This window comes from Gardnerella sp. c10Ua_31, assembly GCF_055700915.1.
Genome location: NZ_JANUYG010000001.1, coordinates 324,516 through 348,090 on the forward strand (window position 1 = coordinate 324,516; position 23,575 = coordinate 348,090).

The 23,575-nt window shown below is 41.7% G+C and carries 14 protein-coding genes, 2 tRNA genes and 2 pseudogenes; 10 read left to right on the forward strand and 8 right to left on the reverse strand.

Annotated features, from left to right (window positions below; genetic code table 11):
- Window positions 1-101: 101 nt before the first annotated feature.
- Entirely contained in the window at window positions 102-1,664 is a 1,563-nt protein-coding gene (gene guaA / locus NYP55_RS01290) for a glutamine-hydrolyzing GMP synthase (protein WP_004130224.1), read from the reverse strand.
- Between the two features lie 373 nt (window positions 1,665-2,037).
- On the opposite strand from guaA, the gene NYP55_RS01295 reads away from it, so the two are divergent.
- From NYP55_RS01295 to NYP55_RS01305, 3 genes are all read left to right on the forward strand, one after another.
- On the forward strand, window positions 2,038-4,515 hold the full coding sequence (locus NYP55_RS01295; RefSeq protein ID WP_004112522.1) for a phosphoketolase: 2,478 nt from the start codon (window positions 2,038-2,040) through the stop codon (window positions 4,513-4,515).
- Window positions 4,516-4,801: 286 nt separating this feature from the next.
- A complete protein-coding gene (gene pta / locus NYP55_RS01300) occupies window positions 4,802-6,460 on the forward strand; it encodes a phosphate acetyltransferase (protein WP_472781448.1) in 1,659 nt (552 codons plus the stop codon).
- 177 nt (window positions 6,461-6,637) lie between these two features.
- The gene (locus NYP55_RS01305) at window positions 6,638-7,867 is read left to right on the forward strand and encodes an acetate/propionate family kinase (RefSeq protein WP_004130229.1); all 1,230 of its coding nucleotides are present in this window, start codon (window positions 6,638-6,640) and stop codon (window positions 7,865-7,867) included.
- A 115-nt stretch (window positions 7,868-7,982) separates the two neighbouring features.
- Here the strand turns inward: NYP55_RS01305 and aroA are convergent, their stop codons facing one another.
- The 5 genes from aroA to NYP55_RS01330 form a co-directional block, all read right to left on the reverse strand.
- Window positions 7,983-9,362, reverse strand: a complete 1,380-nt coding sequence (gene aroA / locus NYP55_RS01310) for a 3-phosphoshikimate 1-carboxyvinyltransferase (RefSeq protein ID WP_472781449.1) — start codon at window positions 9,360-9,362, stop codon at window positions 7,983-7,985.
- A 50-nt stretch (window positions 9,363-9,412) separates the two neighbouring features.
- Window positions 9,413-10,306 carry an energy-coupling factor transporter transmembrane component T family protein gene (locus NYP55_RS01315; protein ID WP_004132515.1) on the reverse strand — a complete coding sequence of 298 codons (894 nt, stop codon included), beginning with the start codon at window positions 10,304-10,306 and terminating at the stop codon, window positions 9,413-9,415.
- A gap of 24 nt (window positions 10,307-10,330) precedes the next feature.
- Window positions 10,331-11,899, reverse strand: a complete 1,569-nt coding sequence (locus NYP55_RS01320; protein WP_004132517.1) for an ABC transporter ATP-binding protein — start codon at window positions 11,897-11,899, stop codon at window positions 10,331-10,333.
- A gap of 199 nt (window positions 11,900-12,098) precedes the next feature.
- The gene (locus NYP55_RS01325) at window positions 12,099-12,701 is read right to left on the reverse strand and encodes an ECF transporter S component (protein ID WP_004130237.1); all 603 of its coding nucleotides are present in this window, start codon (window positions 12,699-12,701) and stop codon (window positions 12,099-12,101) included.
- A 258-nt stretch (window positions 12,702-12,959) separates the two neighbouring features.
- Window positions 12,960-13,033: transfer RNA gene (locus tag NYP55_RS01330), tRNA-Pro, on the reverse strand.
- 135 nt (window positions 13,034-13,168) lie between these two features.
- Between NYP55_RS01330 and NYP55_RS01335 the strand changes: the two genes are divergently transcribed.
- A complete protein-coding gene (locus NYP55_RS01335; protein ID WP_020758097.1) occupies window positions 13,169-14,221 on the forward strand; it encodes a hypothetical protein in 1,053 nt (350 codons plus the stop codon).
- 151 nt (window positions 14,222-14,372) lie between these two features.
- Here NYP55_RS01335 and glgX read toward each other — a convergent pair whose 3' ends face one another.
- The gene (gene glgX / locus NYP55_RS01340; RefSeq protein ID WP_472781450.1) at window positions 14,373-16,496 is read right to left on the reverse strand and encodes a glycogen debranching protein GlgX; all 2,124 of its coding nucleotides are present in this window, start codon (window positions 16,494-16,496) and stop codon (window positions 14,373-14,375) included.
- Between the two features lie 224 nt (window positions 16,497-16,720).
- Between glgX and NYP55_RS01345 the strand changes: the two genes are divergently transcribed.
- From NYP55_RS01345 to NYP55_RS01370, 6 genes and pseudogenes are all read left to right on the forward strand, one after another.
- On the forward strand, window positions 16,721-17,188 hold the full coding sequence (locus NYP55_RS01345) for a YraN family protein (RefSeq protein WP_016831858.1): 468 nt from the start codon (window positions 16,721-16,723) through the stop codon (window positions 17,186-17,188).
- A pseudogene (locus tag NYP55_RS01350) lies at window positions 17,188-18,525 on the forward strand (YifB family Mg chelatase-like AAA ATPase); the annotation flags it as partial. The gene NYP55_RS01345 and the pseudogene NYP55_RS01350, both read left to right, overlap by 1 nt.
- A gap of 69 nt (window positions 18,526-18,594) precedes the next feature.
- Window positions 18,595-18,873, forward strand: a pseudogene (locus NYP55_RS01355) (magnesium chelatase subunit ChlI family protein); the annotation flags it as partial.
- Window positions 18,870-20,423, forward strand: a complete 1,554-nt coding sequence (locus tag NYP55_RS01360; protein WP_472781451.1) for a DNA-processing protein DprA — start codon at window positions 18,870-18,872, stop codon at window positions 20,421-20,423. The pseudogene NYP55_RS01355 and the gene NYP55_RS01360, both read left to right, overlap by 4 nt.
- A 61-nt stretch (window positions 20,424-20,484) precedes the next feature.
- Window positions 20,485-22,446 carry an FAD-binding protein gene (locus tag NYP55_RS01365; protein ID WP_472781452.1) on the forward strand — a complete coding sequence of 654 codons (1,962 nt, stop codon included), beginning with the start codon at window positions 20,485-20,487 and terminating at the stop codon, window positions 22,444-22,446.
- A 66-nt stretch (window positions 22,447-22,512) separates the two neighbouring features.
- A tRNA-Leu gene (locus tag NYP55_RS01370) sits at window positions 22,513-22,599 on the forward strand.
- A 116-nt stretch (window positions 22,600-22,715) separates the two neighbouring features.
- Here NYP55_RS01370 and NYP55_RS01375 read toward each other — a convergent pair.
- A complete protein-coding gene (locus tag NYP55_RS01375) occupies window positions 22,716-23,570 on the reverse strand; it encodes a Nif3-like dinuclear metal center hexameric protein (RefSeq protein ID WP_004132527.1) in 855 nt (284 codons plus the stop codon).
- Between the last annotated feature and the right edge of the window lie 5 nt (window positions 23,571-23,575).

The window sequence follows — 23,575 nt, forward strand, 5'->3', positions numbered from 1 at the left end:
CATTGTTCCTTTCTGCAAGAATTGCGGCTTTGCTTTGCTCTTACCTTGTTCTTACTTTGTTCTTTTTAGAGCTAGATTCTACCTCACTATATTAGGCTCATCTATTCCCACTCGATTGTTGCTGGTGGTTTAGATGTAACGTCTAACACAACGCGATTAATCTGACGGCATTCGTTTGTGATTCGAGTAGAAATCTTTGCCAATACATCGTAAGGAACTCGCGACCAATCAGCGGTCATAGCATCCTCAGAGCTTACTGGTCGAAGCACAATCGGAGAACCGTATGTGCGCTCGTCTCCTTGAACTCCAACAGAGTGAACATCTGCCAAAAGAACAACTGGGCATTGCCAAATATCGCGATCTAATCCAGCTGCAGAAAGCTCTTCGCGCGCAATAGCGTCTGCCTCTCTAAGCACAGCTAAACGCTCGCGAGTAATCTCGCCAACAATGCGAATTCCCAAACCAGGACCTGGGAACGGCTGACGCCACACAATAGCATCTGGAAGTCCAAGCTCCGTACCAATTGCGCGAACCTCATCCTTAAACAGCGTGCGCAAAGGCTCAATAAGCTTAAACTTTAAGTCCTTTGGTAAGCCACCAACATTGTGATGCGACTTAATATTTGCAGCACCGTCTCCGCCGCCAGACTCAACAACATCTGGGTAAAGCGTGCCTTGTACAAGGAACTTAACTTCTGCTCCAGTTTTACCAGCTTCTTCAATAACTTGACGCTGAGCTTTTTCAAATGTGCGAATAAACTTTTCTCCAATAATCTTGCGCTTACGCTCTGGCTCACTCACACCTTTAAGCGCATCTAAAAAGTCATCGTCTGCATCTACTGCAATAAGCTTGATTCCAGTTGCCTCAACGAAATCATGCTTAACTTGTTCGACTTCGCCTTTACGAAGAAGACCATGATCAACAAAAACGCAAGTAAGCTGATCTCCGATTGCTTTGTGCACAAGAGCCGCAGCAACAGCGGAATCAACTCCTCCAGAAAGTCCGCAAATAACTTGTGCATCTCCAACTTCGGCGCGAATCTTTGCAACCTGATCTTCTATAATGCTCGAAGGATTCCAATCATTTTCCAATCCTGCACATTCATGCAAGAATGTAGAAATAAGCTTTTGGCCTAAAGGCGTATGCTTGACTTCTGGATGCCATTGCACTCCGTAAAGCTTGCGACTTTTATCTTGCATAGCTGCAACTGGAGCGCCTTGAGTGTGCGCAAGCACCTCAAATCCTTCTGGCGCACTCTTAACTGCCACTCCGTGGCTCATCCAAGTGTTTTGCTCTAATGGAGAATTTGCAAGCAATCCTTCTGCTTCATCAACAGTTGCATGCGTTTTTCCATATTCACCCAATGCAGCTTTGTCTACAACGCCGCCAAGCTCGTGAGCCATAACTTGGAATCCGTAGCAAATTCCAAGCACTGGAACGCCTGCTTCAAAAATCTTTGTGTCAATTTTTGGCGCTCCTGGCTCATAAACAGAGGCAGGTCCGCCAGAAAGAATTATGGCTTTTGGATCTTTTGCCAGCATCTCCTCTACTGGCATGGAGTGTGGAACAAGCTCCGAATAAACGTTTGCTTCCCTCACTCTTCTAGCGATTAGCTGGGCATATTGGGCACCGAAGTCAACTACAAGTACCGGACCGTTTGCCATGATTCTCCTTATATATAAGAAACACATTTATAGGTGATTCAATTTATACTAATGGCGCTTTTAGACGTTGCGTTGTGCGAAACGCCGTAACTTAACAAATTATAAAAATTGTAAAAATAAACAACCTTGACATAACAAGAAAGTGAACATCAAACATAACATAATTGATACTTTTAAGGTGATTTTTGTTAACACTTTAACACATTTTTTCAACAAATTCGCACGTAGTAACTAATCAAACGCACAAAAGTCAAAAGCTGTTACTATACTGAAAAAGATGGAAAAAGAGGCGAATACATTTGTTTTTTGGCCTCTATAACCAAATGGTAATGATTAAAATCGCACTGAAAAGTGCTTGAGTACAGGAGTACACATGACGAGTCCTGTTATTGGCACCCCTTGGAAGAAGCTTAACGCTCCAGTTTCCGAGGCGGCCATCGAAGGCGTAGACAAGTATTGGCGCGTTGCTAATTACCTCGCTATCGGTCAGATTTATCTTCGCAGCAATCCTCTAATGAAGGAGCCATTCACTCGCGAAGATGTTAAGCATCGTCTAGTCGGCCACTGGGGTACAACTCCAGGCCTTAACTTCCTTATTGGACACATCAACCGCTTTATTGCTGATCACCAGCAGAACACCGTGATTATCATGGGTCCAGGCCACGGCGGCCCAGCTGGTACTGCTCAGTCTTATCTTGACGGTACCTACACTGAGTACTATCCAAAGATCACCAAGGACGAAGCTGGTTTGCAGAAGTTCTTCCGTCAGTTCTCTTACCCAGGCGGCATTCCTTCTCACTTTGCTCCAGAGACCCCAGGTTCCATCCACGAAGGTGGAGAGCTTGGTTACGCTCTCTCCCACGCTTACGGCGCTGTTATGAACAACCCAAGCTTGTTCGTTCCAGCAATCGTTGGCGATGGCGAAGCTGAAACTGGTCCTTTGGCTACTGGTTGGCAGTCCAACAAGCTCGTGAACCCACGTACCGATGGTATTGTGCTTCCAATCTTGCATTTGAACGGCTACAAGATTGCTAACCCAACCATTCTTTCCCGCATTTCCGACGAAGAGCTTCACGAGTTCTTCCACGGCATGGGCTACGAGCCATATGAGTTCGTTGCTGGCTTCGATGATGAGGATCACCTTTCCATTCACCGTCGCTTTGCCGATATGTTTGAAACCATCTTCGATGAGATTTGCGATATTAAGGCCGAGGCTCAAACTAACGACGTAACTCGCCCTTACTACCCAATGATTATCTTCCGCACTCCAAAGGGTTGGACTTGCCCGAAGTTCATCGACGGCAAGAAGACCGAAGGTTCTTGGCGTGCACACCAGGTTCCACTGGCTTCCGCTCGCGATACCGAAGCTCACTTCGAGGTTTTGAAGAACTGGATGAAGTCCTATAAGCCTGAAGAGCTCTTCGATGAAAAGGGTGCTGTTAAGGAAGACGTTCTTTCCTTCATGCCAAAGGGCGAACTCCGTATTGGCGAAAATCCAAACGCCAATGGTGGTCGTATTCGCGAAGATCTTAAGCTTCCAAAGCTTGAGGATTACGAAGTCAAGGAAGTTAAGGAATTCGGTCACGGCTGGGGTCAGCTCGAAGCTACCCGTCGTCTTGGTGTTTACACTCGCGACATCATCAAGAACAACCCAGATTCCTTCCGTATCTTCGGCCCAGATGAGACCGCTTCCAACCGTTTGCAGGCTGCTTACGAAGTAACCAACAAGCAGTGGGACGCAGGCTACCTTTCTGGCTTAGTCGACGAGCACATGGCTGTTACTGGCCAGGTTACCGAGCAGCTTTCCGAGCACCAGATGGAAGGCTTCCTCGAGGGCTACTTGCTCACTGGTCGTCACGGCATTTGGAGCTCTTACGAGTCCTTCGTACACGTTATCGACTCCATGTTGAACCAGCACGCAAAGTGGCTTGAGGCTACAGTTCGCGAGATCCCATGGCGTAAGCCAATCTCCTCTGTGAACTTGCTTGTGTCCTCTCACGTATGGCGTCAGGATCACAACGGCTTCTCGCACCAGGATCCAGGCGTAACCTCCGTGCTCTTGAACAAGACCTTCAACAACGATCACGTAATCGGCATCTACTTCCCAGTGGATTCCAACATGTTGCTTGCTGTTGCTGAAAAGGCTTACAAGTCCACCAACATGATTAACGCCATCTTCGCTGGTAAGCAGCCAGCTGCTACTTGGTTGACTCTCGACGAAGCTCGCGAAGAGCTCGAGAAGGGTGCTGCTGAGTGGAAGTGGGCTTCCAACGCTAAGAACAATGACGAAGTTCAGGTTGTTCTTGCTGGTGTTGGCGATGTTCCACAGCAGGAATTGATGGCCGCTGCCGACAAGTTGAACAAGCTTGGCGTTAAGTTCAAGGTTGTTAACGTTGTTGACTTGCTCAAGTTGCAGTCCGCTAAGGAAAACAACGAAGCTTTGACTGACGAAGAGTTCACTGATCTCTTCACTGCCGATAAGCCAGTCCTCTTCGCTTATCACTCCTATGCACATGACGTTCGCGGCTTGATTTACGATCGTCCAAACCACGACAACTTCAACGTTCATGGCTACAAGGAGCAGGGCTCCACCACCACGCCATACGATATGGTTCGCGTGAACGACATGGATCGTTACGAGCTTACTGCTGAAGCATTGCGCATGGTTGATGCCGCTAAGTATGCCGACGAAATCAAGAAGCTCGAGGACTTCCGCCTCGAAGCCTTCCAGTATGCAGTCGACAAGGGTCTTGATCACCCAGACTACACCGATTGGGTATGGCCAGGCGTTAAGACCGACAAGCCAGGCGCTGTCACCGCTACCGCTGCAACCGCTGGCGATAACGAGTAGTTTTAAGCTATCAACGCTAAAATTGCTTAGCTGATTTTTAGGGAGTCAATCGAAAGGTTGGCTCCCTAAAAAATTATTCGAATAAAAAAAAAATTAATAATAAAACACATAAAAATCAAAATTTCCGCTTGTTGTTTTGCAAATAGCCTTAAAATAGCTAAGGATTCTTCGTTCGACATACAATTTTCAACGTTGAAACACGAAGAATAGCAAAAACGAAAATGCAAAGCAAAATAAAATGCAAAGCAAAATAAAATAAACACAGACGCATCAAAGGAGAAAAGTCGTGTCGTTAGTTAACGTAACTATTATTAGCGCAGATTGCGCGCAAAGTCGCAATGTTGTAGCACTAGGAGTTACAAAAGCTCTTTCTAATCATTATTCAACAACTGTTTTTAGACCATCTGCAAAGCATGATGACGCGTTTACAAGCGAATTGATAGCCGCAAGCAACACAAAACCAACGCTGGAACAAGTAATCGCAGCATCCCCATGCGCAATTCGTAAAAACAAAGACACACTAAGAGGAGATATTGTAGCTCATTACAACGAGCTGATTAGCGCAACAAACGCTCAAGGATGCGTTATTGTAGCAAGTGATTCTACTTCTGTATTTGATCCAAACTTGTTTAGATTCGATGCATCTGTTGCAGCAGACTTAGCTTCTCCTGTGTTCCTAAGCGTTTGCGCAGAAGGCAGAGATAGCAAGCAAATCTTGCAAACAATCGAAGCACAATCCGTAAGCATTAGCAAAGAATACACAAAAGTATTTGGCGTATTTGTAACTGATTGCAAAGAAGACTTAGCAAAAGAATTAAAAGAAGACTATGCTCAAAGCAATAATGGCACTCCACTTTGGACTTTGCCTTCTATAAGCGAGGCAGAGTCGAATAAATTCAGTGATTACGTTGCGAACGAAGAAATCATTAGCGCTTTGCAGCAGCCATTTGCAGCTCCTACTACCCCATATGCCTTCCAATACAGCTTGCTTGGAAAAGCTAAAGCAAATAAGAAAACAATAGTACTTCCAGAAGGCGAAGAAGATCGCATTCTAAAAGCAGCTGATTACTTGCTAGAGCGAGACATTGTAAACCTCATTATTGTTGGAGAACGCGAATCTATTCTTGCAAGAGCACAAGAGCTTGGATTAAAGTCCCTTAACAAAGCAAGCTTCCAGTCTATGAGCGACGAGGCTGTTCTTAGCAAGATGATTAGCAAGCTTTGCGAATTGCGTGCAAAGAAAGGCATGACAGAAGATCAAGCTAGAGAACAGCTTAAAGACGCAAGCTACTTTGGCACAATGCTAGTGGTACTTGGATTAGCAGACGGACTTGTTTCTGGCTCTGTTAACTCAACGGCAAATACCGTTCGCCCTGCTCTTCAAGTTATTAAAACTAAGCCTGGATCTAAGCTTGTTTCTGGCGCATTCATTATGTGCTTTAAGGATCATGTGGCAGTATTTGCAGATTGCGCAATCAACCTTAATCCAGACGCGCAACAGCTTGCAGATATTGCTCTTCAATCCGCACAAACTGCTAAAGCTTTTGGCTTAGATCCTAAGGTTGGAATGCTATCTTACTCCACTCTTGGATCTGGAAAAGGCCCAGACGTTGATCTTGTAGAAGAAGCAACAAAGATTGTAAAAGAAAGCGACCCAGACTTAAAGGTTGTTGGATCTATTCAGTTTGACGCTGCGTGGTCCGAAACTGTTGCTGCGTCCAAAGCTAAAGGCAATGATGTAGCAGGCCACGTAAATGTGTTTGTGTTCCCAGACTTATGTGCTGGAAACATTGGGTACAAGGCCGTTCAGCGCTCCAGCGGCGCGTTAGCTGTTGGACCAATCCTTCAAGGCTTAAACAAGCCTGTTAATGACTTGTCTAGAGGAGCGTTGGTTCAAGATATTATCAACACTGTTGCTCTTACAGCATTGGAAGCGCAGTTCTAATAATCGCAAGCAATAATCGCAAGCAATAATTTAATAATTGCAAGTTCTTACAATGATTTGCAAATGTAATAATAAGTAAATACAAAAGCATTTATTGGCATTCATTGTAGGAACTTGCATGTACACTTAAACATGGCAATTTACTAGCCTTATCAACACTTTATGGAGGATGCCCTCATGGCAAAAACCGTTCTTGTTATCAATTCTGGTTCTAGTTCTATTAAGTACCAGCTCGTCGATTTGGAAAGCGGCGAAGGTATTGCATCTGGTATTGTAGAAAAAATTGGCGAACCAGTTGACGGACACTACAAGCACGTATTCAATGGCGAAAAGCATGAGTTTGACGAGCCAGTGCACGATCACGAGCAAGGCTTAAAGCGCGTACTCGGTTTCTTCGAGGAATATGGTCCAAATCTTTCCAAGTCTGGAATCGTAGCTGTTGGACACCGCGTTGTTCAGGGTGGCTTAACATTCCCTAAGCCTGCATTAGTGAACAAAAAGACCATTAATAAGGTGAAGGATTTGGCTGTTTTGGCTCCACTTCACAACGGCCCAGAAGCTGTTGGCGCTGAAGTTATGACTGAACTTTTGCCAGATGTTCCACAAATTATGGTGTTTGACTCTTCGTTCTTCCACGATTTGCCACAGGTTGCTGCGACTTACGCATTGAACAAAGATATTGCAAACCAGTACCACATTCGTCGCTATGGCGCTCACGGCACTTCCCACGAATACATTGGCTCTGTAGTTCCAAGCGTTGTTGGAAAGCCTGCAGAAGGCTTAAAGCAGATTGTTTTGCACATTGGTAATGGCGCTTCTGCTTCTGCTCAGGTTTCTGGCAAGCCAATTGAAACTTCTATGGGCTTAACGCCTCTCGAAGGTTTAATGATGGGCGGCCGCACTGGAGATATTGACCCAGCTGTAGTGTTCCACCTTATTCGCAACGCTCACATGAACGTAGACGAGCTTGATACGCTCTTTAACAAGCGTTCTGGCATGATGGGCATGACTGGCCACGGCGATTTGCGCGATATTCATAAGCTCATCGCAGAAGGCGACGAAGACGCTAAGCTTGCTCTTGGCGTGTACGTTCACCGCATTGTTGGCTACATTGGCAACTACACAGCTCAAATGGGCGGCGTGGACGTTATCACATTCACCGCTGGCGTTGGCGAAAACGACGAGATTGTTCGCGCTCTTGTATGCGAAAAGCTTGCTCCATTCGGCGTTAAGCTCGATAAAGAGAAGAACTTGGTTCGTTCTAAGGAGCCACGCATTATTTCCACTCCAGATAGCTCTGTGATTATTGCTGTAATCCCAACTAACGAAGAGTTGGCAATCGCTCGAAAGTCTGCACAAATCGCAGAAGCTGGAGTCGATTCTTACGGCAACAAGTTTGAGCGCTAAATCGTAGTGTAAAACAACGTAACGTAAAAACGTAACACATAAATAATCCCGGGTTAAAAAAACTCGGGATTATTTGTTATTTAGGCTCACTATTCAAGCTAACTATTCAAGCTCACTATTCGAGCATCTTATTCCACATACCAGGAAAATCAGGGATCGTTTTGCGCGTAGTGGCAATATTTTTTACTCTTATATTAGATATACGAAGACCTAACATTGATGCAAAAGTTGCCATTCTGTGATCCGCATAAGTCTCCATCACTTCCCCATGCATATTTTTGCTAGGAATAATACGAATTCCATCATCTAGCTCATCAGCGCCTATTCCAACGCGATTTAGTTCCGTAACTATTGCACTCAAGCGGTTCGTTTCGTGTCCTCTTAAATGCGCAATACCGTGCAACTCGCTTACACCATCTGCAAACGCAAGAATCGCAGCAATACTTGGAGCAACCTCGCCAGCAGCAGCCAAATCAAGCGACTTAATTGCGTGAATTTTGCCGCTACCAGTTACGCACAATGTTGAAGAATCTGCGCTAGAATGCTCAAAAACAATTTTTGCGCCCATTTGCTCTAGAATCCCAGGCAACAATCCCCCAGGCTGAGTTGTTTTAAGCGGCCAATTAGGGATTTTAACGCATCCGCCAGCAATCAACGCTGCTCCAATAAAAGGCGCTGCGTTAGAAAGATCTGGCTCTACAACAACTTCATCTGGCAAAGTCAAATCATGCTCTTTAATACGCCATACTCCGCTTTCTGGCATATCTACTACTCCGCCAGCTTTGCGCACGTCTTCCATTGTCATTTGAATATGAGGCATACTAGGCAATTTGCTTCCAATATGCTCTATTTGTAATCCTCCTGGAATTCGAGATGCAATTAGCAGAAGCGCAGATATAAATTGAGACGACGACGAAGAGTCAATGCGAATAACGCGATTATTGCAAGAATTTTGCGCACAATTTACACCATATGATTCAAGATTTTTGGGCGGAATAACGCTAAATGGTAAGAATCCGACTTTTCCGTGATATACGATTTTTGCGCCTAGCTGTTCCAATCCATCTAGAACAGGCTTCATTGGACGAGCATACGCTTGCTCATCTCCATCAAATTTCACACAATTATTTGCAAACAGCGCTAAAGCTGTTACAAAACGCATAACTGTTCCAGCCAAGCCACAATTAACAACCGCACAATCATCTACGCTAAAAACGCCATTTTTGGGCGGAATAACACAAACTGCTGTGCCGTCGCGGCTTAGCGAATCGCATTTAACTCCAAATACGCTTAGCGCGTTAATCATAAGTTCCGTATCTCTTGATCTCAGCAATCCCTTTAGAACAACTGGCTTTTTACCAAGAGCTGCCAAAATCAAGTATCGATTAGATAACGACTTGCTTCCAGGAATATTCACTGTTGCATTCAAAGGAGTATTGCATGATGGAGCTTGCCAAACATCATCATGATTATAAGAATTCATTATTCCGCTCATATTATGAATACTATCTATGAATATGTACGCATTGCAATTTTCAAAATGATTTACATATGAATAAACGCATTATGCCAATATCCTGTTTGTATTGACGCATATAAAGCAATAGTAGGAACAGCAATGCAAATTGCATAAAATATCCAATCGTATGCTGTTAACTTCGATTTTCGCGCTGGAACACGTTTAATACTACTTCCAAAAGCCCTAGCTTCCATAGCTGTAGCAAGCTTAGTGCCTCTGCGAATAGATAACACGAGCAAACCAAAAGATTGCGAAAGCATACGCTGTAACGCTTTACCATCCGATATACCACGAGACCTTCGAGCTAAACCAAAAGCACGCCAATCATTTTGTAATAGACTAAACATTCTCAATCCAGCTAATGCTCCGTACACAAATCGTGGAGAAAAATGCAAAATCTGTACTAAGCCGTCTGCTAAATCAGTTGGATCTAATCCAATGGCTAATATAACGCCTGGAACTGCTACAGATGCAACACGAACAAAGGTACAAATTGCCAAATACAATGATCCTTGGCTTATATGCATCCAGCCAAACTTAAATATATCATCTCCAGAACTTTGACCATATAAAAGAACCGATATAAAACTACCCGAAGCAGCAATCCAAACTGGCCAAGTATGACGTAAAACATACCAAGGAGTTACTCCAGCAATTGCAAATAACAGTATATCTAAACCAAATGCAATAGAAGCAGAAACAATATCTAATGTAACAAACATAGGCAAGCAGAGTAATAACGCTCCAATAAAACGACTTATTGGATTGAGCTTACGAATAAACCAAGAAGGCGAAACTAGTCGTTCACTTTCTAAACGTTTAGAAGACGCTGTTACATCAATATGCGAAACTTTTAATAAACTTTCAAAATCTTTAACTTGAATACTAGACGATTCTTCTGCACTACTAGTTTTATTCACTTCTACTCATTCCCTTCACTATAGTTATGAGCGGACACTGCGATTTTTTCGTGACTCAACTCTTATTACTCTGGCATCTAAAGACTTTACAAGCTCGTCATCGTGAGTAACAACAATCACCGCTGAGCCACTATCGCGTATTTGCGCAATAAGTTTTACCATTGCTGTCCAAGTTCTAAAATCTTGCCCAAAAGTAGGCTCATCCATAATAACAACACGCGGAGCGGCAGCTAAAAGCGTAGCTACAGAAAGTCTACGTTTTTCTCCTCCAGATAATGTATAAGGATTAGCAAGAGCAAAACGCTTCAAATCCATACGTTCAAGCATGCTATCGGCAATATCGTAAGCTTCCTTTTCGCTTTTTCCTTGCTTTTTAGGGCCTACAGCAACTTCGTCTCTTACAGAAGATGTTATAAATTGATGTTCTGGCTCCTGAAACACCATGCCAACTCGCCCTAGCAATTCTTGACTTTTCCAAGTAAAAAGATTATTTTCACGTCGTTTTGGAACATACTTTTCCATCATGCACACACTGCCAGCAATTGGTTTTAATAATCCTGCAATCGTTAACGCTAGCGTGGTTTTACCAGCACCATTAGGCCCCATTAAAGCCGTTACTTCGCCAAAACGAAAAGCTACATTAACATGTTCTGCTAGTGGCAGAGTTCTTCCAAAAGAGCAATCATTAGTATAGAGCGCAACAGATTCTTCCGCATCTTTGATTTCGCTATTGATTTCGCTATTGATTTCGCTATCGCAACGTTTAGGTGCAAAAGATTCAACTGTTCTTCCTGGAACCCAAGCACCACCTTTTGCGAGCATATCGCCATATTTTTCAAAAACATCCTCAGGCTTACCGTCTGCAATAACGCATCCTACATTTGCATCATTATTATTTTCGTTTTTTCCAATAACAATAACTCTATCAATCAAATCCAGCCACACATCAATATGATGTTCAACTACAATCATTGTAGAACCTGTTTTTTTAAGAATATTCGCCACAGCATCATGAACTTGCTGAACACCTTTAGGATCTAGATTAGCTGTAGGCTCATCTAAAAGCAGCAATCCAGGATGCATTGCAAGCACTCCTGCTAAAGCAAGACGTTGCCTTTGGCCTCCCGATAAAGATTGTGTTGAGCGTCTAAGACCCTGACTTCCTTGAGTAATATTGTCTAAACCAACAGCTTTTAGCGAAAGCTTTACGCGGTTCCAAGTCTCTTCGCTATTAACTCCAAGATTCTCACTTCCAAAAGCTACGTCGTCGCCTACTCTTTCAAGAATGATTTGAGAATCTGGATCTTGCATAACAAGTCCAACTTTTCCGCGAGCGTCTCTAGCATGAACACCACCGATTAGAAGGCTACCTTCTTCCATGCCTTCTGTTTCATCACCTAAAACACCTGCTAAACCAGCCATAAACGTGCTTTTCCCAGCGCCAGAAGCACCTAAAAGCAACACATGCTCGCCAGGCTTAATATCAATATTTACATTCCTTAACACAAAATCTTTGCGCGTAGCGTGTCTCCAACCCCAGTCTTTAGCAACTACGCTAGCTGGAGTCCACTCGTTTTTATCAACAAATTGCATACAAACAAACTTTCATTGCATAGCAAAATCTAAAAATAGCAAAATCTAAAAATCTAAAAATTGCATAACACAATTTCAAAAAATATAAAACATAAAACAAGTACAAAATATAAGCATCATACGAGTAAACTACCGTGTTTTTGCATTTTGAGCATTAAACACGATAGTTTACAAGTTGCAATTAGTATTTAGATATAACTCACACTAATGCTTGAGGACGGCCCGATTCAAAACGATCAAGCACACCAGTTGCAGCTAATGCCTTTTGAACAAGCCACACAACAATACCTGCAACAATAAGGCCAGAAATAATAGAAGTAATGAGATTTGCAATAACATATTGAGCATTCCAGCCTTGACCGCCGCTAACCCAATTGTAGATAAAGCAAGCTACGCCTGCTAACGATCCAGATATTGCAGTGGAAAGCAAATTCCATGTTTTGTACATAAAGAAAATGAATGCGAGTTCAGCGCCAACGCCTTGAATAATACCGACGATTAACGATCCGCCAACACCCCACTGATTTCCTAACATAAGTTCCACAAAAGCAGCAAGCGTTTCGGCAAACAATGCAGCGCCAGGCTTACGCACGATTATTGCAGCTAAAGGTCCAGCAAAAAGCCAAAAACCATTAGATAAACCTTCAGCACCAGGCAATAAGCTTGCAAAAAGATTAGTAGGAGCTGCGCACACAATATCCCAAGCCCAGAATAATACGCCAGATGCAACAGCGATAATAGCAGCTATGACGATATCAAGAATACGCCAGCGATTAGAATGTTCCATTGAAACATTAGTCATAATAAGTGCCTTTCTTCAATATTGAAAGATTTGGGCACGGGAAAAGAGCGACATCCGTTGCTAACATTACTTAGCACACGTTCAATCGGTCGAAGCTTCCGCTTCCTCTCAGCCAGAAACGGCTCCCGAGTCAAATATTTATAATCACAGTGTAAGAATGTAATGCAAATAATACATCAAAAACTTACCTACACAAGAATACACATAGAGTGCTTTTTTGTATAGTAGATGTTCAAAAAACAAGCAGATATAAAAAAGTCGGGGTGACAGGATTCGAACCTGCGACATCCTGCTCCCAAAGCAGGCGCGCTACCAAACTGCGCTACACCCCGATGCTTTCTAGCTGATTACCAGCTCCAAGCACAATCAAATACAATAGCGCACATTGCAGACAAACGCAAATTTGCAACACGCGCGATAGAATAGAACAAGCATTGAAAAATAGGAAACGGATTTTAGAGGTTCATATGGGGCGTTTTCAACGTGCAGAAGCAGCTGGATTAATCGCTTTTCTAGCGTGCGCATTATTTGGCATGATTGTAATGTCTATATACATAAACACAATGCCAGCAATATGGCAAGTTACACAACGCTTGTTTACAATGGCGTCTGGAGTGGTTGCCGCTTGCAGCATGTGCACTTTTGTAGTCGGATATTTAAGAACACACAAAGGAATACTTAAAAAGAATTGGTTGCAAATCGCAAAACACGCTTTTGAAATAATCGCGCTTTCTACGATTTATGGCGCAACAATGCTACTTATGTCTTTTGCTCTTCTTTCTATAATCAATAGCATTATTGGAAGAAGTGCCGTAAACACTTATCTTCCTGTTCTTTGTTGCGCATTAAGCGGAATTGTTGGATACGCAACTCTTGTACAAGCAGAACTTTTAGAAGCAAAAACCGTTGCTTCGCTTCTTCCACTATTTGTGATTTCTGGAGCTGCAACTGCTGGATTAACTTCCGACGACCCGTATTGGTACAACAATAACTTCTCTCAACTAGGAGACAGAACAACGTTTGCAGCAAGCATGTTTAATGCAACGCTAATTCTAGCTGGAATATGCATTATTATTACAAGCTACTTTGCTATAACCGAGTTTGTTGCAACACAGCACGAAATCTTGCAAAATAAGGGCACTAACACTACAAAGCATTTTAAGACTCGAACAACCATTATGGCAGCTTTGCTAATTCTTGGAGGAATAGCGTTTATTGGGATTGGAACGTTCCGCTACACTCCTCACCCAGTTATACACGATTTATGTGCTAGAGGTGTTACTGGTCTTATTTGCACAATGCTTATATGCCTTCCATGGCTTGCCCCTAGGCTTTCTAAAACATTCTACGTTGCTTCGGATTTAGCTGTTATTCTTACTGCTTGGGTTGGAAATCAATGGGTTCATGGCAATAACACTTTAACAAATGTAGAAGCTTTATCTTGTTTACTATTTTTAGGGTGGATAATAGTGTTTTCAAGGCAAGTCGCAGCTATGCAAAGCGACCGTTTAAGGTCTTAAGTCAAATCTTAAATAATGTATTAAATAATGTATTAAATAATGCATTAAATCAAGATATTAAATCAAGATATTAAAAATGTGACCTACAACCAGCTAAAATCAGCAAAATCATAGGTCACAATTAATTAATTTGCTTATATTATTCTTAATATTATTCTTGCTTCTCACTCATAAGAAGAAGGAAACTTCTTGATTGAGCAACAATATTAAAACCAGATTCGTAATGCAATTGCGGACCTTTTGGATTATGAGTGTCTACAACAAGAGTCCACTTTTCGCCATAACGCTTATCTGGCAAAGTGAAAGTTATAGGCTCGTAATGCGCGTTGAAAATAAGAATAAAGTCATTATCGACCATTCTACTTCCGTACCAATCGGTTTCTGGAATATCTGAACCATTCAAATAAATCATCACCGAAAGCGCATGAGTATTACTCCAAGCTTCCATATCCATTACGGAACCCGTGTGATCAAACCACTCTACTTGCGGAATCTCTGAAGCATCGTCCGAAGGCATACGACCAATAAAGAACCTACGCCTATGCAAAACAGGGTGATCTAGTCTTAAATGAATAAGCTTAGAAACAAAGTCAAACATATCTTTTTGAGTGGAATCAAAATCCCAATTAATCCAAGAAATAGCATTATCTTGGCAATATGCGTTGTTGTTTCCATTTTGAGTACGCATAATCTCGTCTCCAGCGCAAATCATAGGAATGCCCTGGCTCATTAGCAAAGTTGAGAAAAGATTTCGCATTTGGCGCTGACGAAGCTCGTTAACATCGTGAATATTTGTAGGGCCTTCTACTCCGCAATTCCACGAACGATTGTCGTTAGCACCGTCGTTATTGCCTTCCTTATTTGCTTCATTATGCTTTTCGTTATAGCTCACCAAATCGTTCATAGTAAAGCCGTCGTGAGCAGTAATAAAGTTTACAGAAGCTACAGGCTTACGACCATTTTGCTCATATAAATCGGAGCTTCCCATAAGTCGGCTTGCAAACTCAGGCAAAGTCGAAGGCTGCGAGCGCCAAAAATCGCGTACACAATCGCGGTAGCGGCCATTCCACTCGGACCAGCTTGGAGGGAATCCGCCAACTTGGTATCCGCCAACGCCAATATCCCAAGGCTCTGCAATAAGCTTTACGCTAGAGATAATAGGGTCTTGCTCAATAATGTCGAAGAATGCAGAAAGCTTATCTACTTCTTGGAATTGACGAGCTAGCGTTGCTGCCAAGTCGAATCGGAATCCATCAACATGCATTTCCGTAACCCAATATCGCAAGCTATCTGTGATTAATCGCAAGGCTTTAGGAGATCGCATAAGAAGCGAGTTTCCTGTGCCAGTAGTGTCAAAATAATGACGCTGATCGTTGTCTACTAAGCGATAGTAAGCACGATTGTCGATTCCCCTAAAGCTTAAAGTTGGGCCCCTATCGTTTCCTTCTGCAGTGTGATTGTAAACAACGTCTAGAATAACTTCCATTCCTGCAGCATGATATGCCTTAACCATTGCCTTAAACTCGTTTACTTGCTCGCCGCGCTGACCAGAGCTTGAATACGAGTTTTGAGGAGCAAAGAAGCCAATTGTGTTATATCCCCAATAGTTGCTTAAACCTTTATTTTGTAAGAAAGAATCGTTTACAAATTGATGAATAGGCATAATCTCAATGGCAGTAATTCCAAGCTTTTTTAAGTAAGATATTACGCTTGGATGAGCTAATCCAGCATACGTTCCGCGGATTTCGGGAGGAACATTACGATTTAGATTCGTCATTCCTCTAACATGAGCTTCGTAAATCACGCTATCGTGATACGGAATCATTGGGTGCTGGTCGTTCCCCCAATCAAAATATGGGTTTATAACAGCAGCTTTCATAGTGTGATCTGCAGAATCCAAAGTGTTCATTGCTGCTAAATCATCTGGATTTGCAAACCAATAAGAAAACAGGCTCTCGTCGCCGTCAATATTTCCCTCAATCGCTTTAGCATATGGGTCTAAAAGCAGCTTGTTTGGATTACACCACAATCCATGATTTGGATCATACGGACCGTGAACTCTATAGCCGTATCTTTGGCCTGGCTGTATTCCAGATATGTAAGTATGCCAAACGTAAGAATTCTGCTCAGTCATATCGATGCGCGTTTCGTTGTCTTGCTCATCAAACAAGCACAACTCAACATGCTTTGCTACTTCGGAAAACAATGCGAAGTTTACGCCCGCGCCATCGTAGGTAGCTCCAAGCGGATACATAGAACCTGGTCTAATTTGCATAATTCAAGTATTGCATATATTTATATAGTTTTCATCAATACATAAGGCGATTCTTAAAAAAGATTAAACTTTTGCATAATGCAAGCTTTTTTAGAAAATAAAAAAATCCTTTATTAAACAGTATGATTTTTCCCTAGATTAAAGGCAACACGCCGAAGTATAGCCTTTAACCACATTGCTCTAAAAAGCTAGAAAAAAGATTTTGAGCTTGATGAAATTGCATCATGATAAACGAAGAAGACATGATATTAGATATACAACAAGAAGATATACAACAAGAAGAGCTGCTAAGCCGCGTAGCAAAAGTCGAAGAACAACTATGCGACTTTTCAATACCAAATAAAACAATAGGCAGCCTTGGCGAAGAATACACGTCACTAAAACTAATGCTTAAAAATTGGATTTTGCTAGATAGAAATTGGCATAGCCGTTTTGGAGAACTTGATGTTGTAATGATGAACACAGAAGGAATAATCGTATTTATTGAAGTAAAAACGCGTAGAAGCATACGTTTTGGCACTCCTCTAGAAGCAGTAACAGAAGAAAAACGCATAAAAACGCATAAAGCTGCATTTAATTGGCTAGAAAATCACAAAATGTTTAAGCATAGAAGAATACGATTCGACGTTGTATCAATACTTATTTCCAAAAACAAAAACATTCAAATACACCACATTTTAGGAGCATTCTAATGATTATTGGAAACGCATTATCTGTAGGACTACTTGGGTTAAAGGCCTTTACAATACAATTGCAAGCATTTATATCTAGCGGCCTGCCTGGATTCTCAATTATTGGCCTTCCCGATACTTCTTTAAGCGAAGCAAGAGAACGAGTTAAATCGGCATACATGTCTTTGCGATGCGAATGGCCAGACACAAGGCTAACAGTAAATCTTTCTCCTGCTTCTATGCCAAAAAGTGGAGCATCTTACGACCTTGCAATCGCAGCAAGCATACTAAGCGCCAGAGGAATTATTCCACTTAGCGAGCTAGAAAACACTATTATTTTAGGCGAGCTTAATTTAGACGGATCCGTTTTACCAATTCAAGGAATGCTGCCAATCGCACTATACGCTAAGCAAAAAAATATTACAAAAATGATTATTCCATACGGAAATCTTGAAGAAGCAAAGCTAGTAAATGGGATTGAAGCAATTGGCATTAAGCATATTTTGGATTTAGTAGACGAGCTAAATGGAAAATTAGAAGACGAAGCTAGGCCGATTGCCGAAAAGAACAGAGAACGCGCACTAAATGCGATTAACAAGTACGACCACATTAGAGTAGAAGAAAGAGAAAAAGCTGGCGATTTGAGCAATGCTAATAGCAACGCAATTAAATGCCCGAGCAAAAATATGGCAGATAACGTTGAGCCTGTAAATAACGATAAACCATTAAACGAAATTGGTGACATGTCGGAAGTATTAGGCCAAGAGCACACAAAGTGGGCTTTGCAAGTGGCGGCAGCTGGAGGACACCATGTTATGATGATAGGCCCTCCTGGGTCTGGAAAAACAATGCTAGCTTCTAGAATGCCGAGCATAATGTGCCCTCTTAACGAACAAGAGCAGCTAGAAGTGGCATCTATTAGGTCGCTTTGCGGAACACTTCCCTACTACGGAATAACGGACGTTCCGCCTTTTGAAGCACCTCATCACACTTCTTCTGCAGCATCTCTTATAGGAGGCGGCGCAGGTTTAGCCAAGCCTGGAATCATAACTCGCGCGCATTGTGGAGTTTTATTTATGGACGAAGCTCCAGAATTTTCGCCACGAGTTTTGCAAACACTTAGAGAACCATTGGAATCTGGGCATATTGCTGTTTCTAGATCTAAAGGAACAACGCTGTATCCTGCTAAATTCCAACTAGTTATAGCAGCAAACCCGTGCCCATGCGGATATGCGTACGGAAACGGAGAGCGATGCACTTGCAAAGAGAAGGAACGCATACGCTATTTTTCTAGACTTTCTGGCCCAATTTTAGACAGGATTGATATTCAAATGGATGTTCCGCCAGTAGAAAAAATCATAACCAGAAAAGCCATGTTAGAAAACGGCGCAAGTCAAATGTCGGAAAAGATTTTGACTAGCGCAATGATGCGTGAAAATGTAAAGAACGCAAGACTTGTTGCACAAGATCGTTTTAAGAAACTTGGTTGGAGTTGCAACGCTCAAGCTTCTGGAACGTGGCTTAGAAAATACACATCTCAAAAAGCGATTGAGCTTATAAATAAGTCTCTTGAAAACCACAAGTTGAGTTTACGCGGCGCAGATAGAGCACTTAGACTTGCTTGGACTTTGGCAGATCTTTGTGGTCGCACTTGCCCAGATTTAACCGATATGGCTCAAGCAATTAGCTTAAGGACAAGAATATGATTAGTACAGATAATGCAAATAATGCAAATGCTGTAAATATGACCAATGCAGCAAATATAACAAACACGCAAACAAGTGATATTTATGCAATAAATGACGATACTTTAGCGCGAGCAATACTAACGTTTTGTGTAGATGGAGCAGACGCAATAATGTACACGCTTACTATAGGAACTGTTAATGCTGCAAGCATTGTAGATGCACTATATTCTATTTGCGAATCAATCACTAAAAGCACAAGCAAAATAAGCAATAAACAATTAGAGCTTGATTTTCCAACAAATAGTCATCAAAAAGATTCGAGCGAAAATAAACAGCAAGAATGCAATACCGATTCAAGCACAAACGATTTAGACAATGTGCTTACAAACATTGTAAAAAATCACCCACAAATCAAGGTTTTAGAAAAATGCTTTTTGGAAGGTCTTAAAATTTGGGGCGGTAAAAGTGCAAACAATAAAAATGAAGTAAATAATTTTGCTGTATTGCATAAATCTGTTAAAAAATGGTGCCTACGAATGAAAAAACTACCTTTTTGGGATGCAAACAAACTCAAAAAATGGTTTAGCTCAAGCGGATCACAATGGATTATATCTCCAAAAAGCAAGTATTGGCCTAAACAATTACAAGATTTAGCAACAAAATGCAAAGTCGCTCCCCCACTTTGCTTATGGGGAATTGGAGACCCAAACGCTCTTATTCAATGCAAACAGCCACTTGCAATCGTTGGATCTAGAGGATGCAATGACTACGGGTACGAACTTAGCTTTACTTTCGCAAAATCGTGCGCTAAAAAAGGGCACACAATTGTTTCTGGCGGAGCTTACGGAATTGACGCTGCAGCACATTGGGGAACATTAGACGCATTGGATTGCCACGCAATAAACGCAAGTCCTGTAGGTAAAACAATAGTCGTTTTTGCTGGAGGACTAAACAATATGGGACCAAGCAGCAATGCTCAACTTTTTAACGCAATACTTGCAAGCGGAGGCGCATGCATAAGCGAGCTTTGCCCCGAAACTATTCCAGAAGCACGCAGATTCTTGCTAAGAAACCGCCTTATTGCAGCACTTGCCAGCAAAGTCATAGTTTCTCAAGCTAGATTAAGGTCGGGAGCGTTAAACACAGCAAATTGGGCATTGGAACTAAACCGAGAATTGTATGCTGTTCCTGGAGATGTAACTTTGCCAAATAATGCTGGATGCAACATGCTTATTCATGACGGAAAAGCTATGATGATATGCTCACACAGAGATATAGAAGACATCTACCCTAATTCACACCATTATTTACCACATTCACTAAGTAACAACGAAAGCATTCCAGACACTTGCAATGATTTACAAAAGCTTATATTAAAAGCGATTCACAAATGCAAGCACAACAAAGTATGTGCAAATATAGACAATATTCACGAAGCTATTGCAAAATCAGAAACAAATGGCGATTTTTCAATATCGCAAATATCAGGAGAGCTTGCGATTCTTGAGTTAGATGGATTAATCAAAAGTCAAAATGGCGTTTTTAGCATAAATCGAAAAAAGACTTAAGTCTTAAATAAAAGTCTTAAAGTCTTAAATAAAATGCGAAAAATATGAGAAAATAAGTGTTATGCAATCAAACTTTGAGCAAAGCGAATCAAACGCAAAAAGTCAAGAAAAAAGCGAACAAATAAAAATAAATAACTCGTTTTACAACGTTTTAATTATTGGAGCTGGAGCCGCAGGACTTTCAGCTGCATTAGGCTTAGTAAAGTCTAAAGAATACCAAACGCTAAAAACGCACGGAAAACAGCCTAAAATACTAGTGATTTGCAAGCTTCAAGCGTTAAGATCTCATACAGGCTCTGCCGAAGGCGGAATTGCAGCATCATTAGGAAACGTAGAAAAAGATTGCTGGCAATGGCACTATTACGACACTGTTCACGGAGGCGACTGGCTAAGCGATCAAGACGCAGCAAAAATGCTGGCAAAAGAAGCTAGAGACACAGTTATTGAACTTGAACACTTTGGAGTTGCTTTTTCTAGAACAAAAGACGGTCACATTAATCAAAGATTCTTTGGAGGCCATACTGCAAACTTTGGAAAACAGCCAGTTAGGCGAGCTGCGTACGCTGCAGATAGAATCGGCCACCAAATTCTATACAGCTTGTGGCAAAAATGCTTAGAAGAAAACATTGAAATTAGCGAAGAAATTTACGTTACAGACATTGCAATAAATAGCGAAACAAACAGCGTAGAAGGAGTTATAGCGCTAAACGAAAAAACAGGAAGCGTAGAAAAAATAAGCGCAAACAATGTTCTTATTGCAACTGGAGGCGCTGGAAGACTATTTGCAACAACTTCTAACTCCTGGGATTTAACTGGAGACGGAATGGCTTTAGCGCTAAATACTGGATTGCAATTAGAAGACATAGAGTTTATACAATTCCACCCAACTGGATTAGCACACACTGGAATATTACTTTCGGAAGCCGCGCGAGGAGAAGGCGGAGTGCTTAGGAATTGCAAAAACGAAGCTTTTATGAAGAACTACGATAATACGCACGCGGATTTAGCACCAAGAGACGTAGTTAGCAGGGCGATTATAGCAGAAGTTGATGCTGCTCGAGGCGTAGAAGACACAACTAGCAACGTTGATAAAAAAGATTGCGTTTGGCTAGACATGACTCATATAGAAAAAGAGCATATGTTGGAGACTCTTCCGCAAGTTGTTGAGACGATTGAAAAATATGCGCATTTAGATCCTTCAAAAGATCTTGTACCTATTAAGCCTACTGCACACTACACAATGGGCGGAATACCAATCACTCTTAACAGCCAAGTCTATAAGTTAGATAGAGGGAAAAAACAAAGTATAAAGGGATTATACGCTGCTGGAGAATGCGCTTGCTCGGGAGTACATGGCGCTAATCGCCTTGGCGGAAACTCGCTTCTTGACGCTTGCTTATTTGGAAAAATCGCAGGAAAATCTATTGCAAAAAACTTGCAAAATCAAGAAGAAACTCAAAATCAAGAAGAAACTCAAAATCAAAATAATTTGCAAAACAAAATCCAAAAAATAGACGAGTTAGCTAAAAAGCGAATCCAAAAAATACGCGCTCTTATGCAAAGCGAGAACGATTCAAAAGATGAGCAAAATCCATACATGCTTTTAGATGCTCTAGAAGAGATTATGGAAACAGCTGTTGCAGTAAGATGCAACGAACAGAGCATTAAAGAAGCTTTGCAAAAAATAGATACGCTTATTATTCCAAAAGCTAAAATGCTTATTTTGCATTCTAAAAATCTTGTTTTTAATCAAGAACTAACAGCTATTTTGGAATTGAAAAACTTGATTACATTTGCAAAAGCAGTTTTGCAAGCATCACTTGCAAGGCATGAATCTAGAGGATCTTTTACAAGATTGGATTATCCACAGCATAACAACAGCCAAAATCCGCAACATTCTATAGTGGATTTAAGTGGAAAAGTGCAAAATATTCCAGTTGTAGTAGTGGATTTTGACCCAAATCGTCCAATTAACGCTCAAAATGCTAGCGAAATTAAAGAAATTATTACAAAAATCAATTAATTTGCAACACGCCGAAGCAAAGAGTTAAAAAAGATGTTATAGTTCTATCTGTTGTCTAAAACACCCGTCCGGGTGGCGGAATGGTAGACGCGCTAGCTTGAGGTGCTAGTGCCTATTTGTACAGGCGTGCGGGTTCAAGTCCCGCTCCGGACACAAAATAAAGTCTTGCTGAGAAATCAGCAAGACTTTTTTGTTTCGTATTCGCAAACACTAATCGCGTAGCTAATCACGCTAGTTAATCACGCTAGTTAATCACGTAGCTAATCACGCTAGTTAATCACGTAATTCCAAGGGTCAAAAGCTCTACCAATCCAAGAAACATCTAATGATTCACCAAAATTCTTATATATAGAATCGTGAATATCTTTAACAGCATACTTAAACCACAAAGATTCAATAGCGCTATGAGGAGTGTTTATAAGCATAGGCTTAATAATATTAGAGTTTGCTAGTTGCGATTCATAAATAGCTTGCTCGTACGCGTCCGTTGCAGGATGATGTCTTAAATCACTTGTTACATACACGTCCGCGCCACAAGCGCGAACTTCATCGAATAAGGAATCACCAGATCCTGGAAGAACAGCTATTTTACTAACCATTGCATCAACATCTCCGCACACTTGAACACCTAGCTTAGTAGCAGGTAAAGCGTTGAAAACGCGCATAGCAAACTCTTTAAGTGTGATTTTTTGCTCAAGCACTCCAACTCTGCCAAGCCCAATAGAAGGGTTATTATTTGCTGGAACAAGAGGGTGCAAATCCTTAAGGCCAAAAGCATTAGACGCAGCATCTGCTACTCCCCTAAAAGCTGCATCCGCATTAGTGTGACCAACCCACAATCCGCAACGATTTTCAATAAGAGTTTGAACTATTTTTCCGCGAACAGAAAAACCAGAAACTTCGTGAACCGACTTAAAAAACAAAGGATGGTGCGAAACAATCAAATCAGCACCCATTTTGCATGATTCTTCAACAGCTTCTAAAGTTGGATCCGATAAGCAAACAATTTTATTAACTTTATGCGAAGGATTTCCAACGATTAATCCTGGATTATCCCAAGGCTCAGCGAGACACAGAGGATACAAGTCTTCTAAAACATTAACAATCTCACCTAAAGTTGCCATATTCA